Origin of the sequence: Corallococcus sp. AB045 (assembly GCF_003668895.1) — a bacterium.
Lineage (GTDB): Bacteria > Myxococcota > Myxococcia > Myxococcales > Myxococcaceae > Corallococcus > Corallococcus coralloides.
The window spans coordinates 1-21,115 of record NZ_RAWN01000066.1 but is presented as its reverse complement, the minus strand read 5'-3'; the positions used below and the strand labels follow the sequence as shown (position 1 = coordinate 21,115).

Here is a 21,115-nt window from a genome sequence, read left to right as displayed (position 1 = left end):
GTCAGACTCCCTCGTCGAGGATGGGAAAGCGCGTGGGCATGGTGCCCGTCGCCCGGGCAATGGCGTTGGCCAGGGCCGCCGCCGCGCTGGGGTAGCCCAGCTCTCCCACGCCGCCCACGCGGTCGTCGGAGCGCACGAGGTGCACCTGGATGGAGGCGGGGGCGTGCTTCATTCGCAGCCACCGGTAGTCCGCGAAGCTGCCCTCGCGCACGGCGCCCGCGTCGATGTGGAGCCCGGCGCTCAGCGTGGTGGACATGGCGTCCATCGCGGCGCCCTGGAGCTGGGCCTCGATGCCCTTCGGATTGATGGGCAGGCCCACGTCTGCGGCGATGACCACGCACAACACGCGAGGCGTCCCGGACGTGACGTCCACTTCGATGAGGTGGGCGATGGCGCTGTCCCACTCCTCCAGCACGGCGACGCCTTGAGCGACGCCAGGAGGCAGCGCCCGGCCCCAGGCGCCTTCGAGCACCACGCGCTCCAGCACGGCCTTGAGCCTGCGGGACGTGAGGCGGGAGCGTCGCAGCTCCACGGGGTCTCGCTGGAGCTCGCGGGCCAGCTGGTCGACGAAGATCTCGTTGGCCACGCCCACCTGGCTGGTGAAGACGGAGCGGAAGGAGGCGGTGGGAATCGGGAGCGGCACTTCGGCCAGCTCCTGCGCCACCCAGCCGAACTGGTAGGGGACGTGCTGCGTCAGCGCGAAGAACACCGCGCTGGTGACGTCCGGCAGCACCTGACCGACCAGCGAGGTGAGCAGGTCTCCGAAGCCGTGAGGGAACTCCACGGTGGGGATGGCGGCGCGGTGCTGCCAGCCGAGGATGGAGCCACCCGGGCCCAGCGAGGCGAGGATGCGGTGGTGGCTCGCGGGCCGGTAGTGCCCGTGGCGCATCTCGTCGTTGCGGCTCCACATCAGCTTCACCGGATGCCCGAGCGAGCGCGAGATGAGCGCTGCCTCCACGGCGGCTTCGGTGAAGAAGCGTCGGCCAAAGCCACCGCCAGCGCGGATGGGATGCACGGTGACCCGCTGCGGAGTGAGCGCCCATCCGAGCGCCGCGGCGACCTGGCTCCGCGCGAACTTCGGATCCTGGACGCCGGACCAGACTTCCGCGGTGTCCGCCGTCACACGCGCCACGCAGCTCTGTGTCTCCATGGGCGCGTGCGCGAGATAGGGGAAGTCGAAGCGTCCCTCCACGACCCGGGTCGTGAGCAGCGGAGGCAGCGGCCGGGGCCCGATGGCGTCACGCAGCCGGGTCCGGATGTTGGCGTCGGAGAGGTGGCTGGCCGGGCCAGGGGTCCAGGTGACTTGCAAGGCGTCGCGAGCGGCGAAGGCCTGCGAGTACGTCCGCGCCGCCACCGCGATTCCTGAAGGGAGCTGCACCACCCCCACCACGCCGGGCAGGGCCCGGGCCGTGGAGGCATTGAAGGACTGGACCTTGCCGAGCAGCGTGGGAGGCCGCGCCACCACCGTGGGCACCGCGTCCGGGATGTCCAGGTCCAGGGTGAAGCGCGCCGCGCCGGTGACGATGTCCCGTGCGTCGATGCGCCCCGTGGGCTGCCCGACCACGGTGTACTTGCTCGGAGACTTCGGCAGAGCAGAGACCTCCGGCAGCAGCACGCGAGTGGCGTCCTCCGCCAGCTCGCCATAGCCGAGCCTGCGGCCATCAGGAGCACGCACCTCGCCCTGCGCGGTGGTGAGCGTGAGGGCCAGCACCCGCCAGCGGTGCGCGGCGGCGGTGACCAGTCGGGCCCGGGCCTCCGCGGCGGCGGCGCGGAGAGGACCGGCCAGGTAGCGCATCGTCGACGAAAGACCGGTGAGCTGGATGAGCCAGCGCGGATCCGCGTCAGCGGTGTGCACGTCCACGGCATCGAGGCCGAGGTCGAGCTCCTCCGCGACGAGCATGGCCACGGCGGTGGTGATGCCCTGGCCCATCTCCGTGCGGGGCAGGGTGGCGACGACGCGACCGTCGGTGCGGACGGCGACGTAGAGATTGAGCGGTGTCTCTTCTGGAGACGCGGAAGCCGTCGAAGGCTCCGACGCCTCGGCGGAGGGGGCGTCGAGCGCGAGCCGGGCCGCGATCATCAACGTGGGCGAGGCCACCAGCCACGTAAGGAACTTGCGGCGCTCGATGCCGCTGGAAGGAGGGGCTGCGTCCGTGGGCAGCGTGTCAGCCATGGAGAAAGTGTGTCACGCGGCCACGGGCGGACCCAACGACCTGGCAGGCCCTGTGCGGCACCTGTCATGTGGAGCGCGGAGAACATCCGGGACACGACCCTGGACGGTCCTGAAGCGCCGCGCCGTTCCAGGCCGGCACGGCATCGAGGGCGGTGTCTCGTCGAACCGGACATGCCCTCGGTCGGGTCAAGCATCCGGCTGCATGCGGTACGCGTGCTGTCAGGGCTGCTTCAACTCCGCGCGCGAGGCTTGTGCCGGGGCGCGCGGGTCCTGGCCGCCGGAGCGGGACGCGCACGCTGCTTCAGGGGATACTGGCCGCCGGCGTCTCCGTGGAGACGGGGACGAGGATGGTGGGCATGCGCAGGTGGTTCGTCGGTGGGGTGGTGATCCTGGTGGCGTGCGGCTGCGTGCTGTTCCTGGCGCTGCGCTCCGGAGGCCCCTCCACGCCGGAGGACAACGCGGAAGCCGCGCTCGCGCGGAAGCGCCCCGCGAACCCTGTGCCCACCCCGGAGCGCTCCGGCCCCGTGGAGGGGCTCCCGGCGTCGCAGTCCCCGGGCGAAGCGGATGGCATCCTGGACGTGGAGGTGCTCGCGGGCGGGAAGCCTTCGCCCGGAACCACCGTGCGGCTCTACGCACGAGGCGCGCGGACGTCCGAGTGGACGCTGACGGGCTCCGGCCTCACGGATCCGGCGGGACACGTCCGGCTCGGTGCCGGTCCCGGCCGCTATCTGCTGTCGGTGCGCGCTCCGGACCGGGCCCCGCTCCTGCGCGATGTGGTCCGCCCTCACGGTGAGTCACTCACTGCGATGCGCGTCTCCCTGGAGCCCGCGCAATCGCTCACGGGCCGCACGGTGGTGCGCGGAACGAATGAGCCACTGCCGCTCGTGGAGGTCGTCCTCACGGCGCACGCCCGCGAACTGGAGGTCTGGCAGCGCGTGGACGCTCCCGACGACGAACGCGTCTATGCCACGAGCGACGAGCGGGGGAACTTCCGCATCGACGGACTCGCCCCGGGCACCTATCTGCTGGAGGCCCGCGCCCCCGGCTACGCGCGCGTGGTGCTGAGCCGTCTTCGCATCCCCACGGAAGGCCCGCTGACGCTGGCGCTCCGGCTGGCGAGCGTCATCGAGGGCTTCGTCGTGGACTCGAAGGGCCTCCCGGCCGCGGATGCCGAGGTGCGGGTGGGCGGCAATCCCTCCCAGGTGGTGACGACCGGCGCACAGGGTGGCTTCTCCGTGGAGGTGGAGCCCGGTACCCATCCCCTGTCCGCGCGGCGCGGCGAGGAGACCGGGGCGCTCGACCTGCCGGTCCTCTGCGCCGCGGGCAAGACCGTGCGCGATGTGCGGATCCAGTTGGGGCCGGGCGCGGTGCTGGAAGGCCGCGTCGTGGAGGAGTCCGAGGGCACGCCGGTGGCCGGAGCGCGTGTCGACGTCAGCTTCTCAGGCGGTGACGGAGACCCCAGCGTCGCCGTGTCGGACGCTGAGGGACACTTCATCGTGCAAGGGCTCGCTCCCGGCAGCTACAACGCGAAGGTCACGGCTTCGGGCTACTCGCCCGACACCCGTTGGGGCCTGACGGTCACCCAGGGCGAAAGCTTCCCCGTGGAGTTCAAGCTCTCACGCACCGGCGCAGTGGAGGGCCAGGTGCGCGATAGCATCGGCGCGCCGGTGGCGGCGGCACGGATCTCGACCGCGAGCATCGGGCGCTTCGAAATGGACCCGAGACCCATCGAGGCCCGCACCGACACCGAGGGCCGCTACCGCATCGAGGGACTCGCCACGGGCTACATGTCCCTCTCCGCGCGCCATGAAGGAGCGACGACCGGCGTTCGCCAGTCGGTTTCCGTGAAGGCGAACCGCACGGTCCAAGCGGACTTCACGTTGGATGTCACGGGCACGGTGGAGGGCCGGGTCCGCGCGGCCCGGGGCTCGCTTCGGGACGTGACGCTGGAGGTGACGGCCCTGGCGGATGACGTGTCGCAAGGCGTGACTCCAGACATGGGCCATGTCTTCGTGGATGCGGAAGGCGCCTTCCGGATGGCCCTTCCTTCGGGCGACTACACGCTCCTGCTCATGGCGCGCGGCCGCTTCAGTCAAAACGAACAGAAGCGGGTGCGCGTGGACGCGGGGAGGACGGCTCAGGTCGAACTCACCTGGGAGGAGCCGCGCGGCGGGAACGAATACCGGGGTGTCGTCCTGGAGCCGGATGGCGCGCCCTCGCCCCGTGCTGTCATCACCCTCACCACGACGGAGAGGCAGGACATTCCCCTGTCGATGACGCCCACGGATGAGGAGGGACGCTTCGCCATTCCCGTTGGCCGCGTGGGAGGCTCCCCCACGCGCCGCGTGCTGATGAGCGCGCGCAACGGTGGACGCTCGAGTGAGCCCGTGCCCGTGACGGTCGACCAGGACGTGGTGGTGCGGCTGCGGCCCTCGGCCTTCCTTCGCGGCCGTGTGGTGCGCAAGGGTGAACCCGTCCGGGGCTTCACCGTGTCGCTCCAGCTCCAGAAGGGCTACCTCCCAAGGGGCGACGTGCCCCTCGAGTTCTCCGGCGACCGCTTCGAATTGCGCGACGTTCCCCCCGAACCGGTGAAGCTGACGGCACGCACGGCGGACGGCTCTGTTGGCGAGGCTCTGGCCTCTCCCGGCACGGGCGCGGTGCTCGAAGTGGACATCCCCGTGACGGCGTCGGCCACCGTGCGGGGCCGCGTGGTGAACGCGACCACGAAGGCACCCGTCCCTGATGCGTTCATCTCCATCGAAGGCGAGCAGGGCTCCCGCGAGCACGCTTACACGGTGGAGGGCCGCTTCACTCTAAGTGGCGTGCGCGCGGGCGAGCGCGTCCTCCTCATCCAGGGAGGCCCGTCCCAGGGCCGGCTGCGCCGGCCGTTGAAGTTGAAGGAAGGCGAGGAACTGGACCTGGGTGACGTCGCCTTGGAGGTAACGCAGCCCACGCCATGAGGCGCTCAGCCCTGCCTGCGACGCCATCCCGGCGGAGGCCCGTCGCGCAGCACCTCGGCCACCGCCACCGCGCAGGCGAAGCTGGTCGTCATGGGCACCTGCATCCAGTGGCCGCCCATGTAGAGCTTCACCTCCCGCTCCTTCACGACGTGGTCCACCTTCACGTCCGCGCCCACGCGCTCCATGAGGGCGGGGTCGCCCACGGACACCACTGACTCCAGCTGCGCGGGCAGGGTGGGCATGCCGCCCGCGGAGGAGGCGATGATGGCGCCCCGCGCCGCCGCGCGGTCCGTGACCTCGCGCATGGACGCCTCCAGCGCGCGGTGGGTCGTGCCCAGGCTCAGGTTGAGCACGTCCACGCCCACCTCATCGAGCATCCACCCCATCGCCTCCACGAGGCACAACGAGTGTCCGCGGATGTTCTGGTCGAGGACGCGGGCGACGTAGACCTCCACGTCCGGCCAGGGGCGGACCTGGTCGTAGAGGATGCTCAGGACGGCCGTGCCGTGCCCGTGCGTGTCCTCCAGGTCCAGCGTGCCCGCGCCGTCCCGCCACGCCGCCAGCTCCTCCCGTTCGTAGGCGCGCGCCTCCAGCACCTGCGCGTCCAGGTCGAGCGAGAAGGTGGCCGCTCCCGCGAGGTGCATGGCGTGCTCGCGCAGGAAGGCCACCTCCACGCCGCTGTCGATGATGCCCACCTTCTTCACGGCGAGGCGCCTCCCGGCCGCGAAGGGCTCCAGAGCTTCAGTTGCCGGAACACATAGGTGCCCAGCGACACGGACTCCGTGCGGGGCGGGACGGCATCTGGAACGGACACGGTCAGGTGCACGAGCGACCCCGCGAGCACCATCCCCGCGCCGAGCACCGCGATGAGCAGGACCGTGAGCGTGCCAATGCGCCGCACGACGAAGAGGCCGGCGTGGTCCGGGTCCTCCAGGATTGGCAGCCGCGAGGGGAGCGGCGCAGTGGGGCGTGGGAGCTCGTTCGCCATGACCAGGACCATTCCTTCCGCCGCGTCAGGCGGCGTCCGCCTCGCCCATGCCCGCACGGAACAGCCGCTGATACGGCGCGCAGCGCGCGAGCAGCTCCGCGTGCGGTCCCTGGCCCACCAGCCGGCCTCCCGCGAGCATCCACACCTCATCCGCCAGGGGCGTGTTGGCCAGCCGGTGCGTGATGAACAGCACCGTCTGGCCGCGCTCCCGGGCCCGCGCGAGCAGCGCCCGCACGATGGCGGACTCCGTCTCCACGTCGAGCTGTGAGGTGGCTTCGTCCAGCAGCAACACCGGCGCGTCGCGGAGTACCGCCCGGGCCAGCGCCAGCCGCTGCCGCTGTCCGCCGGAGAGGCTCGCGCCCGCTTCGGCCACCGGTGTGTCGAAGCCCTGCGGCAGCGCGTCGAGGACGGGCTCCAGCGCGCACAGCCGCACGGCCTGACGCAGGTCCTCCTCGCTCACGGCGGGGAGCCCCAGGGTGAGGTTGTCGCGCACGGTGCCGTGGTACAGCTCCACGTCCTGCCACACCACCGCGAGCTGCCGGCGCAGGTCGGACAGCTCCAGCGTCCGCGCGTCCTGCCCGTCGAACAGCACGCGCCCCCGGCCCGGCTCCTCCAGCCGCGTCAGCATCCGCGCGAGCGTCGTCTTCCCGGAGCCACTGGAGCCGACGATGGTCACCACCGTGCCGGGCCGGATGCGCGCGCTCACCTCGCGCAGCACGTCCTGCCCGGGCAGGTAGCCGAAGGACACGTCCTCCAGCTCCACCTCGCCGGAGAGTCGTCGCGTCACTGGAGCCGGCGGCGTCAGCGAGCGGGCCGGGTCCTGCTCCGGCGTCTCGTGCAGGTACTCGAAGAAGCGGCGCAGGTGGACCCCGCGCTGCTGCAGGCCGGTGACGAAGCCGATGACCTCGATGACCGGCCCGCGCAGGTACGCGGCATAGGCCACGAAGGCCACGAAGCCGCCCAGCGTCAGCTTCCCCTGGAGGATGAGCCGCCAGCCCAGCCAGGTGAACAGCGCCGTCTGCGCGGCCTCCACCGTGCGCTCGAACAGCCGCAACATCCCCTCCACCCCGTGGGCCTTGAGGTGCGCCCGCAGCACGGACTGCATGAGCCCCGCGGCGCGCTGGTAGATGAACGGCTCCAGCGCGAGCACCTTCGTCGTGCGGCTCTGCCGCAGCGTCTCCACCTGGAGCGCCTGGAGGGCGCCGTGCACGCCCATCACCTCCTGCCACGCGAGCCCCATGGCGCGGCCGATGAGGAGCGGCACCGCCACCACGAAGGGCAGCGTGGCCACGGCCGCGAGCGCCAGCTCCCAGTGCAGCGACGCCAGGGTGAAGGGGATGACGACCAGGAAGGTGAGCTGCGAGAAGACGAGCCGGATCAACCCCAGCACCAGCGCCATGCCCGCCTTCGCGTCGTCGAAGCGGCTGGTGAGCTCCCCCACCTGGCGCCGGGAGAAGAAGCGGTCCGGCAGGTGCTGCAGGTGGTTGAAGAGGTAGAGCGCGGAGGAGCTCTCCAGCTTCACCGTCAGGTACGCGGAGTAATAACCGAGCAGCGACTCCGCGAGCGCCGCCGCCACCGACGCGGCGAGGATGCTCAGCACCAGCACGTGCAGCAGCCCCAGGTCCTGCGGGGATGACACATGGTCGAACAACAGCCGCGTGAGGAAGGGCGGGATGAGGCACAAGGCCGTGATGACCGGGCCCAGGAGCGCGCTCCTCACGAGCGAGCCCCACGCGGGACGCAAGAGCCGCAGCAGCGCGGCGAGATAGCGCGCCGACTGCCGCAGCCCGGGAGCCCCTTCCTCCTGCATCGCGCCGCCCGCTTCCATCACAGGTGCGTGAGCACGCTCCGCGCCAGCGCGTCCACTTCCTCGGGGATGGCGTGGACGCGCAGGCCGGTGTGCTGCTCCATCTTCCGCCGCGCCTCCTCCAGGACTTCATCCCGGACGCCCAGGAACCACGTCTCCGTCCAACGGCTGCCCAGCAGCTTGCGCCCGCCCATCATCGCCAGTCCCACCACCGTGCAGGGCACGTTGTGCTCACGGGCCAGCAGCTCCAGGTACTCGCGCGTCGCGATGACGTCCTCGGGCTTCGTGTCCACCGCCACGGTCAGCACCACCAGTCGCGGCAGGAACGTCTCGTAGATGAGCGTGGAGGCGTTGGCCCGTTTGTCCATGCCCGCCGGCACGTAGAGCAGACCGTTCTGCCCGCCGGTGATGACCAGGTCGCAGTCCTTCGCCAGGTCCGCCATGAGCCGCCGCTCGAACGCCAGCCGCTGCGGGCCCTCCACGCGCAGCACGCGCGAGTAGCCCGTGTCCGAGCCCAGCAGGATGCCCGTGGGCTCCGTGGCGTGGTGGCGCACGCGCACGTGCTTCGCCAGCGCCTCGCGCAGGTAGACCTGCGTGGTGAACTTGCCCTGCACCGTGTCCGTGCCGAAGACGCCCAGCAGGTTTCGCGGGCCGTAGTCCACCGGGTCCGGCTTCGCGAGCGCGTCCTGCTCCGGCACCGCCACGCGGAAGAAGAGGTTGGGGTCCGGCTCCAGCCCGTCGAAGAGGTCGTAATAGAGGATGTCGTCGTACAGCGACACCACCGGCAGCCGCTTGCGCGTGGCCACCTCCAGCAGCGCGCGGACGTGTGGCACCTCCGTCTCGAAGTTGAGCGAGCAGGTGAACACGACCGCGTCGAAGTCATGACGCGCGATGGCCGCAGGGTCGTTCACCACGGGCACGGACAGCTCACCCGCCTGGATGTACGTGCCCGCGTCGCTGAGCGTCACCGTGTCGTCGAAGACGACGCACGCCGGGGCCGGCCCGTGGTCGCGGAAGCGCAGCAGCGCGTAGCCCTCTTTGTTGTACTTGAAGACGGCGGTCCGCTTGCCCGCGAGCACCTCCATCACCTGCGCGCGCGTGTACATGTGGCGGCTGCGCAGTGTGGGGTTCATCTTCAAGGGCAGCCGCTGGTCGCCTTCCCAGATTTCACCCAGCTTCTGGTACAGCACCTCCGGGTCGTACTTGGGATAGGTGCGGGTGTCCGGCGCGATGAGCAGCGGCACGCCGTAGTCTGGCATCTGGAAGACGTGCTCGCGCTCGGAGCCCTCCACGCGCAGCGCGTAGCGGCCCTGCGGGTGCAGCAGGAAGTACTGGAACGCGACGCGCAGGCCCGCGACCTCCAGCATCTCCGCGTCCAGCGTCAGCTCCCGGCGCGCCTCGGTGTTCACGCCCTCCAGCGACAGCCGGCGCAAGAGGAACGGCGGCTGCTCCTGCCCGTCGGCCTTGCTCACCTGGATGAGCACGCACTTGAAGGGGTCCACCGGGAAGGACGTGAGCAGCTCGGAGGAGAAGTCCTTCAGCCGCGACACGACGTCCGCGTAGCGCGCGAGGAACAGCGCTCTCGCCCGGTCCCGCTGCGTCGGGTCCGGAATCATGAACAGCAGGTCGCTGCCGCTGAAGACCTCGAAGCGGCGCCACGTCTCGCGCGTCTCCGCGTCCACGGGCTCCGGCAGTTGCGCCTCCACCAGCTTGATGAGCGCGTACATCCAGGCGTTGCCCGGCGTCAGCCAGTGCTCGCTGTAGAAGTCGCGCCCCCACGTCGAATAGTAGAGCCGGGGCAGCGACGGCGGCTCGGGCGGCGGCGGGGCGGCCTGGATTTCGACGGGCGCGGAGGGCTGCATGACGCCCTCCAGCCAGTCGATGCCTTCGTGCCACCAGTGGCCGAACAGCTCCGTGTCGAACGCGAGCACGAACGTCTGTCCGTCCTGGACGAGCGAGCGGCGTGAGTCCAGCAGCTCCCAGAACTCGCGCACGTGCTGCTTCACCTGGGCGCGGGCTGCCTCCACGTCGTAGAGCGCCTTCTGTCCCAGGTCGACCTTCTGTCCCGTCACCGCCTGGTACTTGAGGCCCGTCCACACGTGCCCTCGCTTGTTCGCGGGCACGGGCACGCCCAGCTCCTCGAAGTACTCAGGCCGCAGGTCGAAGCCCACGTCGCGGAAGAACTCGCGGTACACCGGGTGCGCGGGGAACGTGGACTCGGGCGATTTCCACAGGTACAGCCCGATGCGGTAGTCGTGGACCATCACCTCCAGGTCCTCGTGGCGGAACACGCCGCTGGGATCCTGGGCCTGGGACGCGCCAATGCCCGTCAGGCTGAGCGCGGTGCGGCGGATGCCATGGCGCTTGAGCACGCGCTCCAGCCCCGGCTGGAAGGCGCACTCGGGCAGCCACAGGCCGTCCGGTTCGCGGCCGAAGGTCTCCTGGAAGGACTCCACACCCCGCGCCACCAGCCGGTCCGCGACGGCGGGCTGGAAGAAGGGCAGGAAGTTGTGCTGCGGCGTGGAGGTCCACAGCTGCACGTTGGACGGCCGCGAGCGCCCCAGCGAGGCGAACACGTCCCGCAGGCTGTGCTGGCGCAGGAACGCGAGGCTGTCCTCCACGCGGCGCAGGTACATGCCCGCGGTGCGGTGGACCTTCGCGAGCGACTCGTCCGACAGGGATTGGGGGAACTTCTCGTAACGGTTGTAGAGCTCCAGCCGCGACGTGCGCTCCAGCTCGCGCGTGGCGATGCGCTTCAGTAGCTGGAGGTAGCCGGTGTAGCGCTCCTCGCAGGCGACGAGCTGCTCGAAGAGGCACGGGGTGAAGGACATCACCAGCGTGCCGGCGAAGCGCTGGGCGTCCCAGCGCTCCAACATCCGGAACAGCGGGATGTACGTCTCCGTCAGCGCTTCGAAGAGCCAGTTCTCCGGCTCATCGAAGAGGGGCCCCTCGCCCAACACCTGCGGCATGTGGGTGTTGAGGATCAGGGTGAGGCGCGTGTTCATGAGGGGACCGCGAGACGGGGGGAAGCGGGGGAGGCACAGCGGACCGCGGGGCTAGGCGCCGCCGCCGCAGTCCTCGGAGGGGGACGTCGCGCCGTCCTCGGAACACAGCCGGTGGGCCGAGTTGTAGAGGTCCTGCCAGACCGTTCCCGGCCCCGAGGCGACGAGCGTGTACGTGGTGCTGGAGAAGTTCGACGTAGCGAAGCCCTGGACGTCCGGGCCTCCGTTGACGAGCTCCAGCAGCTCCGAGACATCCTTGCGCGTGAATCGCATCGGGGACCTCCGTGTGGCGGGTGGAACAGCGGAAACGAAGGCGCGGACCGCGGACTACCCGCAGCCGAACGTGGAGCGGTCCTCGGCGGTGACGGAGCCGCCGTCCTCGCAGGTCCACTGGTAGGTCCAGTAGTTCTGCCAGACAGCGCCGCCGCCAAACGAGGGGACCAGGTTCCAGGTGGAGCCGGCGAAGGTGGAGGTGCCGAAGCCCTGGACATCCGGGCTGCCCTGCACCGCGTTCAACAGGTCACTGACGTTCTTGCGCGTGTAACGCATGGGAGTGCTCCGGGTGTGGCGTGGGGAAGGGGCGAAGCGGGGCGCTAGTAGCAGCCCACCTGGGACCGGTCCTCAATGACGACCTGGCCGCCGTCCTCGCACATCCGGTGATTCGGGTTGTAGATGTCCTGGTAGATGTAGCCGCCCGCCGACGGGGTGATGTTGTACGTGTAGCCGCCGACGGTGGACGTCCAGAAGCCCGTCACGTCGGGGTTGCCCTGCACGGTGTCGAGCAGCTCGGAGATGTTCTTGCGCGTGTACCGCATGGTGAGGACTCCAGGTGATGAGGGGAGATCAGCGGATCCCTGAATCCTAGGAAGGGACGGAGAAGCGGGCAAGGCAGGGCAGGGCAGGGTCCCCGAAGTGTCAGGAAAGACGCGCGATTTCCTGTTTCACGGTGTCACGGGAACCCCGGCATCCCCCGGCTCAGTTGCTGACGAGCGCCAGGGCCAGGGCGTCCTGGTTGCGGCCCCGGAGGGTCGCGATCTGCTTGTAGAGGCTCCGGCTCGTCCAGCAGGCCTCGTCGTCGGGGAGCGTGTTCATCCGCTGGAGGTTGTTGGCCAGCCGCTGTGTCTCGTCCTCGCCGAGGCGGATGCTGATCTCGACGAAGGACTGTGCCACGTCGCTCGTCATGACCTGCCGGGGCAGGGGAGACTGCCGCAGCTCCGCGGCCAGGGCACTGGCCGTGATGACGCTGAAGCGCCCGAGGGTCTCGTCATCCATGCCGCTGAAGATCCGGTTCAGCCCTTCCGCCGTGATGTCGCCACGACTGAACGCGGCGCAGTCCTTCTCGTCGGCCAGGTCCACGATCAGGGAGAGGGCTTCCGCCCGCTGTATCAGGATCCGGTCGGAGAGCCGGCGCAGTCCGGCCTGCGCCAGCTGCATGGCCTGCTGTTGCCGCTCGACGCTACTCATGGTTGGAGTGACTTCGAACCACTGCCGGATTTCGGGGTAGGTCTTCGTGGCCAGGGCCCATTGCCGCAGGTAGCGATCCATGCCCTCGGTGGAGTCGCTCTCGACGAGCGAAGCCACCAATTGGTCGTAGTCCACGGGCTGCCGTCGTTGGTACGCACGCCAGCCCATGGACGAACTCACCGTCACCACGGCGACAAGCGCTCCTACCAAGACATTCTTCCCCACCTTCAACACGTGGGCCAGGAGGCTCCCGAGACCTCCCACCACGGCACCGATCAATGCACTGCCCAGCACGCTGGACCAATCCATCCATTCCCCCTCTGCCCTCAGGCGAGGATGTGAATGTAATGGATTGGAGGGGCCGCCGGTAACGTACGCCCCGTGAGGGTGGGTCCCTACCCGTTGCGAGCGAGGGGGATCCGGGGCCGCATGCCGACGTTCAGCCAGGGTTCGAGCGCGAGCTGGACGCCGCACGCCGCGACGGTGACGAGCGCGGCGGTGAAGCCCGGCGCCTTCCACGCGCCGACGACGGCCGCCGTGGCGATGACCCAGGGGCGGATCAGCGTGAACGGCCCCAGGACCACCACGCTCGCCAGCGTCCGCGCGTCAGCCTCCGCGGCGGCCCAGACGCCCAGGCCCATCAGCGTCAGGGTCGCGTAGGGCAGCAGCACCCAGAGGATCGCCTGCGCGCAGACGAGCAACTGGGGGAACAGGCCCGGTGAGAACAGGCAGGCCCCGGCGATGCCAGCACCCACCAGCGCGGTCGTGAAGAGTCCCCGCCCCATCCCCCGGCGGATGGCGGCCCGGTAGTAGTCGGCCTTGAAGATGCGGGCATCCCGGCCCGAGGCCACCCGGAAGCCACAGAACGCGGCGTCGGTGACGGCAAGCAGCGCGAGCAGCACCGGAAGGACGGCGTTCATGAAGTGGGTCCCAACCGTGAGCGCAGCGGGCCCAGGTGGCGCTGGAGCGGTTCCCACAGCTCCGCGCGCGTTCCAAGCGTGGCGGTCATGGGCCGGAGCATGGCGCCGAGGAGGTTCCGGGCCCCGTCCAGGGACGCGCAGGTGAACCCCGTGGCGGAGCGGGCCGCCGACAGCAGGGCCTGCGTGGGATGGGCGCGCCGCGCGGAGACCACGCCATCGTGCCGAGCGAGCGGCTCCCTCATGCGGGCCTGGTGGAACATCCACGACCCCCAGGGCGAGAGCACCGAGTGCTGGATGTCGTAGTGCACGAACGCATGCCCCTGCCGCTGGCCGGCGAAGAAGGCGTTCAGGTCGTTGCCACGGAAGTGATGCAGGACGCCCGTGGAGATGTAGATGTGGCCGGGCTGCTCCAGCTGGAACGCGTTCGCGACCCGGAGCTCGCATGAGAGGGATTCCTCTTCCGCGAGCCGCCGGGCGTTCTCAATCAGCGTCACGTTCATGTCACAGCCGATGATTTCGACGTCGCGCCCCAGCCGCCCATGCGCCGCGAGCGAGCGGACGGCGTAGCCGAGCCCGCAGCCGACATCGACGATGCGCAGCGGAGGCTTCACTCCGGACTCACGCAGCGCTTGCAGCAGGGGCAGCAGCACGCAGCGGATGCGGTCCGCTTGCAGGAACTCCTCGCTCAGCCGCTGCAACTCGACGTGGGAGCGCAGCAGGGCCAGGTCGCAGGCCTCGACGTCGAGCGTGTCATTGGACGCGGGAAGCCGCTGCACGAACCGCGCGGCGGACCGCTGCCCGTTCGCCATCAGCCGCGCCACCACCGCTGACCGGGACACCGGCCGCGGCTGGAGCGTCGCGACGTCGTAGTCGACGATGAGGTCTGAGATTTCCAGCAGGTCGGAGGGCATTCCAGCGAGTGCGCCGGAGTGTACCTCAACGCCGGGGCGGCTCAGCGCCCCGGCGTCGTCCCTGCCTACTCCCTCGCTCCGGCCAGCCCTGGCGGGCAGCTGAAGTGGGCCGGCACGGACCACAGTTGGCCCTCGTCGGTGTCGTTGACGGCGGTGAAGAAGATGCGATGGCCCACCCGTGTGAACGAGCCCGGAAAGTGGACGTCCGCCAGCCGGCCCTGCGTCGCCAGGGAGCCCCGGGTGAAGTAGGGGAAGACGGGCCCGAGCGGGTCCGGCGCGCCGCCGAACAGGACCTGACCCTTGCCGGTGGCGAACAGCGGGTATCGGTACCCGTACTCCACATTGGGATTGTCGAAGAGCTGGCGGGTCCCCGGGGCGGTCCCATTCGTCGCCCACAGCGATACGTCCCTGGACACGGGGGCATCACTTCCGATGCTCACGAAGAAGTAGATGTCGCTGCCGGAGACCACGGCCGTCCGCACGGCGGGATACGCGTACTCGTCGGATGCGTAGGGATTGGGCAGGGTGGTGATCCCCGTCTTGCCACCGCCGCTCAGGGAGAGCCGGTCGATGCGCAGCCGCTTCGTCACCGGGCTGTCCACGGACGTCAGATAGACATACGTGCCCAGCGTCCCGAGCAGGCGCACGCGCTTTCCGAAGGCTTCCAGGCGAATGGTCCCCGCGGCGGTGCCATTCGTCTTCCACACCTCGGAGTTGGGGCCGTCCTCCAGGATGAACAACGGCGGCTCACCCGGGCTGCTCACCCCTGAGAGGTAGGCGTTCCCCGCGTCCAGCCGCTTGACGGAGGTCGTCCCGGCCTGCGTGCCGTCGGTGCGCCACATCGTGGTGCCCGTGTCCTCGGAGAAGAAGAAGAGCAACGCGTTGCCAGCCTTCAACGTGTCGTTGCCCAGATTCGTGAGTCCGCCGAATTCCTTCACCCGCAGCGTGCCGGCTGCCGTCCCGTCGGACCGCCACAGCTCCGGCCGGGCCCCGTCTCCCGGCAGCGGCACCCAGCGGAAGAACACCAGGCGGCCATTGAGCTCCGTGGCGTTGGTCATCACGGAGCCTTCCGCGCCGGGAGTGATGTCCTTGACCAGCCGGGTCCCACCCTCCGTCCCGTTGCTGGTCCACAGCTCCATGCCGGTGGTGTCAGTGCGGGCCTGGAAGAAGAGCTTGTTGCCCACCGCGACGAGGTTCTGGGGCTGATAGACGCCCGGGGGCCCCGGAAACACCTTCACCTGGACGGTCCCTGCCTCCGTGCCGTCGCTGCGCCACAGGACCGAACCGGCGTCGAAGCCCGAGGTGACGAAGTAGAGCGTGCCCTGGACGTTCGTGAGCTCCCCCATGAAGCCCGCGGAAGCCGAGGGCATGATGGTCGCCACGCGTGCCGCCACTCCCGGTGGGCACGCCTGGGCGGTCACCTCGCGGGAGTCGTCTTCCACCGCCTCCTGCACTCCCCCACAGCCCACCCCTGCCAGACTGAACCACAGCAGGGCCCCCCAATTCCTCGCATGCATGTCCACTCCTCCCGGTCCAAGAAACGCGGAGGGTGGGGTGCACGGCTTTGCCTTCCAAGGGGTCCCCCAAGGAGGTGGGAGTGTTCCTGCTTGTTTTCTGGGGTGTCAGTTCGAGCACCAGAACCGGATCGTGCGGTCCGCGCCCAGGGTCGCGAGCTGGCCGGTCCGTGCGAAGGCGGCGCCGACGATGCCCCGGGGCCATTGCTCCTGCCCCAGATACGTCCCGTGTCCCACCAGTCGCTCACGAAGGCTGAAGTCCGTCGTCGTCAGGATTCGCACCTCGGGGTCGACGCCTCCGGTGGCGAGCACGGTGCTGTCCGGCGAGAACACCGCGGTGAAGCTGGGCGGGAGCGACCTGCTCGACGCGGTTCCGAGGCCACGGACCTCCGTCGAGGCGAAGCCGTCGTATGGGGATGTGAGGGTCACCCACCGTCCGTCAGGGGAGAAATCCAGGCGCGAGCCGCCCTGGTTGTAGTCCAGTTCAAAGGCATGCCTCACCGTCCCTCCGGCGACGTCGAGCAACTGGATGCGGGTGCGGCCGTCATAGGCGGTGGTCGCGAGGAATCGGCCGTCCGGCGAGAAGCCAATCACATACGCGTTCAGCTCGAAGGTCTGGAGCGCCTTGTTCGTGATGACATCGCGCAGGAGGATGCGGTCATCCTCACGGCCAGCGGAGGTCTTGAAGTCCGGTGAGAGGGCCTGGCCCTGGAACTCCCGGAGCCCCTTGCCCGTGGCCGTGTCGTAGATGGCGTTGTTCGCGCGGAGCTGGCGCTGGTCGGAGCTGAACTGCAGACGGCTGGGAGACTGGATGTTGGAGGTCGCCACCTGGTGCTGACCCCGGGTCCGCCAGATGCCCATCACTCCATCCCCGGTGCTCGCCAGGAGCGAGCCGTCCGGAGAGAAGACCACGTGGTCGCGCATCACCGGCCCCAGGGAGACCGTCCGCACCGTGGCCAGGTCCTGGACCGGATGGATGCGGACTTCGTTGCCCCAGGGGCCGCACAGCTGGCCCACGCCGTTGCACCAGAAGGCGCTCACGCCCAGGTCGACGACGAGCCCGGTGCTGTCCTGGCTGAAGGAGAGGCGGCTGACATAGGACGCGTTCGGCTCGGGGAAGGTGTGGACCTTCGACCAGTCCGCCACCCGGTAGACCGTCACCTCGGAGCCCAGCGCGTCGGCGTAGAGGAGCCCATCCGGGGAGAAGGCACTCGCATCGCGGGTGGTCGACAGTTCCAGGTCCTTGACCAGGGCCCCGGTATCGAGCCGCACCACCCTGCCACCGGAGGCCAGGAGCGAGCCGTCCTTCGACCAGCCGAGCTGCCCGCCGGAGAGCCCGGGAACGGCCCTCTGTTCCGAGGCATCCGCGGCGCTCACGATGAAGACGAAGTGGTGCGTGGAGATGGCCAGCGACGCACCATCGGGTGAGAAGGCCAGGGATTGGACGACCTGCTCGTAGCTCCGCTGCAAGGAGCCCCGGAGGCTCCCATCCTCGACGCTCCAGATGCGGATGCTGGCGGTCTCATTCCCCGCCGTGTCGAAGCCTCCCGTGGCGAGCAACGCGCCATCCGGTGAAAGCGCCAGGGCCGTCGTCCGGTGGGAATGGGGGAGGTCAAAGGTCCGGACCGGGGTCAGGTCCGGATAACTCCAGATGCGCGTCTGGGTCTGATTGGCCGCCACCAACCGGCGCCCGTCCTCCGAGAACACCACGTTGACCTGCTGGCCCGGCAGCTCCCAGAGCGTCTGGAGCCGGCTCCCATCCGCGGTCCGGTAGAGCACCAGTTGCCCCGACAGCGTGGCCACCGCCAGCACCGAGCCATCCGGCGACAGCGCGGACGCGGCGAGGGCCCCGGCCCCGATGGCGCCACAGGGCTGGAAGGGGGCCGCGCTCGATACCGGAGGCACCTGCTCTGGTGGCTTCTCCTCCCCAGGCTGCTCGTCATCAGGAGGAGGGGAGGGCGGCGACGCTTCTTCCGTGCAGGCGCCAAGGAGGGCAAGCGCCAGGACCACGGCGAAGCGAACGGGACGCATCAATAGGCTCATGTGCGAAGGGGCAGGCGGTGATGCAGGGTCAGGGTGGCCTGACACGGTCCTTCAAGTCCTGCGCAACCCTTGCATGGGCATTCTCTTTCGCGCCTGACCTGCGAACGCAGGATAGCACGGGAGCGCTGGCGTCCTGGCGTCGCGTCGCCTGGCTCACGGCTGACGGCGAGGCAGTCCGATGAGGTAGGTGATGCTCATTCCATTCACCCGATGAACGCCGTGGTGCCACTTGTACCCGTCGTTATCGAGTCCCTCTGTCAGCTCCTCGAGGTCTTCCGGCGTGTAGGTCCGCAGCGACGACACCACGCCATCCCAGAGGATGAGCAGGGGGATGATGGGAATGAGGTAGGTGAAAACAAGCCGCCACCAGTGCCTCGGGCGGATGAGCGGGGTGAAGCCCCATACCAGGGGGAGGATGAGCAGGAGCTGGAAGAAGACGTACAGCACCGAGCGCTGCGTGAGCTCGAAGGCTGCGATGGGAACGCCGCGCGTGGCTGCGTCCGCGAGGAGGGCTTTCGCCTGCTTCGGGCGGAAGTGGTGCAAGGCCTCGAAGAGGGTGCGCAACCCCGTGAGCTCCTCCGGAACACGCATGACGTCGACCGGAGTGTCGCGGTACTGCGCGCCCTCGGGCAGATTCAGCACCGGGGTGGGGTGGAGGTCGGTGAGCACCACCTCGGCCTCACTGTGCATACGGCGCAGCGCCGGGAGCAGGGTGCGCCAGGGTCCTCCCGTTCCCGAACACAGGTCGATGATGCGGTTCGTGCCGGACATCCGCAGCAGATCCGCCAGCTGGGGGGCCACGGTGTCGTAGGGGCGCGTCCGGTCCAGGACGACGTGCAGGTAGTCGACCTCGCCACGGCGCAACGGCGCGGGCAGCCACGACTGGTCGAGGAACTCGAAGAGGTGGAGTCGGGGGAGCAGTCTCATCTCGAGGAGGATAGAACCTCCCCGGGGCCGCCTTCCATCAGTCCGGCACTCCGGTGGCCGAACGGTCGAAGCAGTTTCCCTACTTGCTCACCGCGATGGACTTGCGGAAGAGCGCCAGGCTGTAGACGAAGAAGCCCACGCCCACCGCGCTCACCATCAGGAACTGGCGCCAGACGGCCCACAGCCCTCCGCCGCGGTAGATGATGACCTGAGAGAAGCTGACGAAGTGCCGGGCAGGCAGCAGGTACGTGACGTATTGCAGCCACTTCGGCTGGCTCTCCACGGGCGTGCTGCCGCCCGAAAGCAGCATCAGCACCAGGACCACCAGGATGATGAGCAGCGCGAACTGCGCCATCGAGCGGGAGATGGTCCCCAGGAAGATGCCGAGCGCCGTGGCGAAGAACAGATAGAGCACGACACCCACGAACCACAGCACCACCGAGCCGGCGAACGGCACCTTCAGCACCAGGTGCACGACCAGGAACAGCGAAGCCCCGGTCGCGACGAGGATGACGAGGCTGTTGGCCCAGACCTTCGCCATGGCGATCTCGAACGAGGTCAGCGGCATCACGAGCAGGTGCTCCAGCGTTCCGTGCTCGCGTTCGCGGATGACCGCCGCGCCCGTGAGGACGACCGTCAGCAGGGTGATTTGATTGATGATGGCCACCACGCTCTTGAACCAGGACGACACCCCGTTGGGGTTGAAGAGCTTGCGGACAATCAAATTGACGGGCTTCGGCCCCGTCTCCTCCGTGCGCTTGAGGAAGGAGGAGATGCGGTCATTGAGGATGTTCTTGATGTAGCCGGAGCCGATGCCCGCCTGCTGCATGGCGGTCGCGTCGATGTTCAGCTGGACGTCCGGGTTGCGCCCCGCGCGCAGGTCGTGCTCGAAGCGCGGCGGAATCACCACGACGAACATGAACCGGCCCCGGTCCATGTCCGGCTGGATGTCCTCCGAGGTGATGACCTCCGGCGACATGAAGCGGGGCGGATAGAAGGCGTTGAGCAGCTCCTTGGACAACGCGGATCCGTCCTCGTCGACGAAGGCAATGGAGGCGTTGTTCACCTCGCTGGAGGTCCCCGTGGCCTGGACGTAGATGGCCAGGGTGAACGCATAGACGACGAACACGACCAGCACCGCGTCGCTGAGCAGGCTGCGGATCTCCTTGAGCCCGAGCCACAGGATGTTCAGCAGCGAGTTCACTGCTACTTCTCCTGCTTTCTCAGGCCAAGGACGCTGATGGCCAGGAGGAGGGGAACACACACGGCCAGGAAGGCGACGTCCCTCATGATGAGGCCCGCGCCGAGTCCCTTGGTGAAGGCGCCCAGGCTGGCGTGCATGTAATAGGTGGCCGGCCAGATGGAGCCAACGAGCTTGGCTCCACCCTGGAGCGTGGAGACTGGCTGCAACAAGCCGGAGAACTGGATGGTCGGCACGATGGTCAGGATGGCCGTGACGAACACGGCCGCGACCTGGCTGCCGGTGAAGGTGGACGTCACCATCCCAATGCCTGTCGTCGCCATGACGTAGAACAGGGCGCAGACCACCAACGTCAGGAAGCTGCCCTTGATGGGGACGCCGAAGACGACCAGCGCCAGCGCGGTCAGGATGAAGAAGTTGGCCATGCCAATGGCCACGTAGGGCAGCTGCTTTCCGAGCAGGTACTCCAGCCGCCCCGTGGGCGTGACATAGAAGTTGATGATGGACCCCAGCTCCTTCTCACGCACGATGCTGACCGTCATGAGGATGGCCGGGATGAGCAGCAGCAGCAGCGCCGGGACGCTCGGCACGATGGAGTAGATGCTCTTGAAGGTGGGGTTGTAGAGGTAGCGCTCTTCGATGTTGGCCGTGGATTTCTGCGCGCTGGCGGAGTGGAAGCCGCTCGCGGGATCCCGGAGCATCCGGTTGTGGACCCCCTGGACGTATTGCTCGACGGTGTCGCCACGGAAGGTCATGGCGCCGTCCACCTGCGCCAGCACCTCGGGGCCGGAGCCCCGGCGGAGGTCCAGGCCGAAGCGGGGCGGAATCTCCATCACCACCGAGACGTCGTCTGACTGGAGCCTGCGGAGCGCCTCGTCCGCGGATTGGGCCGGAGGGGTCGGGGCGAAGTAGGGCTTCGCCGCGCTGAACTGTTCCAGGTACGCGCGGCTCTCGGGCGACTGGTCCAGGTCCAGCGCGGCATAGCGGATGTTCTCGACGTCGGTCGTGATGCCGAAGCCGAAGACGAGCATCAACACCGCCGAACCGATGAAGGCGAACGCCAGCCGGACCTTGTCGCGGAGGATCTGACTGGTCTCGTTGGAGGCATACGCGAGCATCCGGCCCAGACGCAGCCGGAGCCCGGCTCGGTCCACCCGTGGCGCGGCCGAGGGCTGGGGTGGGGCGGCTTCGGGCGCGCCACGGGT

Annotated in this window: 17 protein-coding genes; 1 reads left to right on the top strand and 16 read right to left on the bottom strand. The window is 69.1% G+C overall.

The window, feature by feature from the left end; all coding sequences use genetic code 11:
* Position 1: 1 nt before the first annotated feature.
* The gene (locus D7Y21_RS17755) at positions 2 to 2,173 is read right to left on the bottom strand and encodes a xanthine dehydrogenase family protein molybdopterin-binding subunit (protein WP_121714586.1); all 2,172 of its coding nucleotides are present in this window, start codon (positions 2,171 to 2,173) and stop codon (positions 2 to 4) included.
* Positions 2,174 to 2,529: 356 nt separating this feature from the next.
* Between D7Y21_RS17755 and D7Y21_RS17750 the strand changes: the two genes are divergently transcribed.
* Entirely contained in the window at positions 2,530 to 5,133 is a 2,604-nt protein-coding gene (locus D7Y21_RS17750; protein WP_158627308.1) for a carboxypeptidase regulatory-like domain-containing protein, read from the top strand.
* A gap of 5 nt (positions 5,134 to 5,138) precedes the next feature.
* On the opposite strand, the gene D7Y21_RS17745 is transcribed toward D7Y21_RS17750, so the two are convergent.
* The 15 genes from D7Y21_RS17745 to D7Y21_RS17675 form a co-directional block, all read right to left on the bottom strand.
* On the bottom strand, positions 5,139 to 5,837 hold the full coding sequence (locus D7Y21_RS17745; protein WP_121714582.1) for a S8 family serine peptidase: 699 nt from the start codon (positions 5,835 to 5,837) through the stop codon (positions 5,139 to 5,141).
* Positions 5,834 to 6,121 (bottom strand): hypothetical protein, encoded by a 288-nt coding sequence (locus D7Y21_RS17740; protein WP_147469313.1) that lies wholly within the window; start codon positions 6,119 to 6,121, stop codon positions 5,834 to 5,836. Before D7Y21_RS17740 ends, D7Y21_RS17745 begins: the two co-directional genes overlap by 4 nt.
* A gap of 25 nt (positions 6,122 to 6,146) precedes the next feature.
* Positions 6,147 to 7,931 carry a peptidase domain-containing ABC transporter gene (locus D7Y21_RS17735; RefSeq protein WP_158627307.1) on the bottom strand — a complete coding sequence of 595 codons (1,785 nt, stop codon included), beginning with the start codon at positions 7,929 to 7,931 and terminating at the stop codon, positions 6,147 to 6,149.
* Between the two features lie 17 nt (positions 7,932 to 7,948).
* The gene (locus D7Y21_RS17730; RefSeq protein ID WP_121714576.1) at positions 7,949 to 10,933 is read right to left on the bottom strand and encodes a DUF1611 domain-containing protein; all 2,985 of its coding nucleotides are present in this window, start codon (positions 10,931 to 10,933) and stop codon (positions 7,949 to 7,951) included.
* Positions 10,934 to 10,984: 51 nt separating this feature from the next.
* On the bottom strand, positions 10,985 to 11,203 hold the full coding sequence (locus D7Y21_RS17725) for a hypothetical protein (protein ID WP_120566675.1): 219 nt from the start codon (positions 11,201 to 11,203) through the stop codon (positions 10,985 to 10,987).
* A 54-nt stretch (positions 11,204 to 11,257) separates the two neighbouring features.
* Positions 11,258 to 11,479 (bottom strand): hypothetical protein, encoded by a 222-nt coding sequence (locus tag D7Y21_RS17720; RefSeq protein ID WP_120566676.1) that lies wholly within the window; start codon positions 11,477 to 11,479, stop codon positions 11,258 to 11,260.
* Between the two features lie 44 nt (positions 11,480 to 11,523).
* Positions 11,524 to 11,745, bottom strand: a complete 222-nt coding sequence (locus D7Y21_RS17715; RefSeq protein WP_120566677.1) for a hypothetical protein — start codon at positions 11,743 to 11,745, stop codon at positions 11,524 to 11,526.
* 160 nt (positions 11,746 to 11,905) lie between these two features.
* Entirely contained in the window at positions 11,906 to 12,703 is a 798-nt protein-coding gene (locus D7Y21_RS17710; protein WP_121714574.1) for a hypothetical protein, read from the bottom strand.
* 86 nt (positions 12,704 to 12,789) lie between these two features.
* Positions 12,790 to 13,314 (bottom strand): hypothetical protein, encoded by a 525-nt coding sequence (locus D7Y21_RS17705; RefSeq protein ID WP_121714572.1) that lies wholly within the window; start codon positions 13,312 to 13,314, stop codon positions 12,790 to 12,792.
* A complete protein-coding gene (locus D7Y21_RS17700; protein WP_120566680.1) occupies positions 13,311 to 14,225 on the bottom strand; it encodes a class I SAM-dependent methyltransferase in 915 nt (304 codons plus the stop codon). Before D7Y21_RS17700 ends, D7Y21_RS17705 begins: the two co-directional genes overlap by 4 nt.
* Positions 14,226 to 14,290: 65 nt before the next feature.
* The gene (locus D7Y21_RS17695; protein WP_233612163.1) at positions 14,291 to 15,667 is read right to left on the bottom strand and encodes a hypothetical protein; all 1,377 of its coding nucleotides are present in this window, start codon (positions 15,665 to 15,667) and stop codon (positions 14,291 to 14,293) included.
* Positions 15,668 to 15,847: 180 nt separating this feature from the next.
* A complete protein-coding gene (locus tag D7Y21_RS17690) occupies positions 15,848 to 17,770 on the bottom strand; it encodes a WD40 repeat domain-containing protein (protein WP_121714568.1) in 1,923 nt (640 codons plus the stop codon).
* 165 nt (positions 17,771 to 17,935) lie between these two features.
* The gene (locus D7Y21_RS17685) at positions 17,936 to 18,709 is read right to left on the bottom strand and encodes a hypothetical protein (protein WP_121714566.1); all 774 of its coding nucleotides are present in this window, start codon (positions 18,707 to 18,709) and stop codon (positions 17,936 to 17,938) included.
* A 79-nt stretch (positions 18,710 to 18,788) separates the two neighbouring features.
* The gene (locus D7Y21_RS17680; protein WP_120566684.1) at positions 18,789 to 19,913 is read right to left on the bottom strand and encodes an ABC transporter permease; all 1,125 of its coding nucleotides are present in this window, start codon (positions 19,911 to 19,913) and stop codon (positions 18,789 to 18,791) included.
* A gap of 2 nt (positions 19,914 to 19,915) precedes the next feature.
* On the bottom strand, positions 19,916 to 21,115 hold a 1,200-nt coding region (locus tag D7Y21_RS17675; protein ID WP_147469312.1), incomplete at its 5' end, for an ABC transporter permease.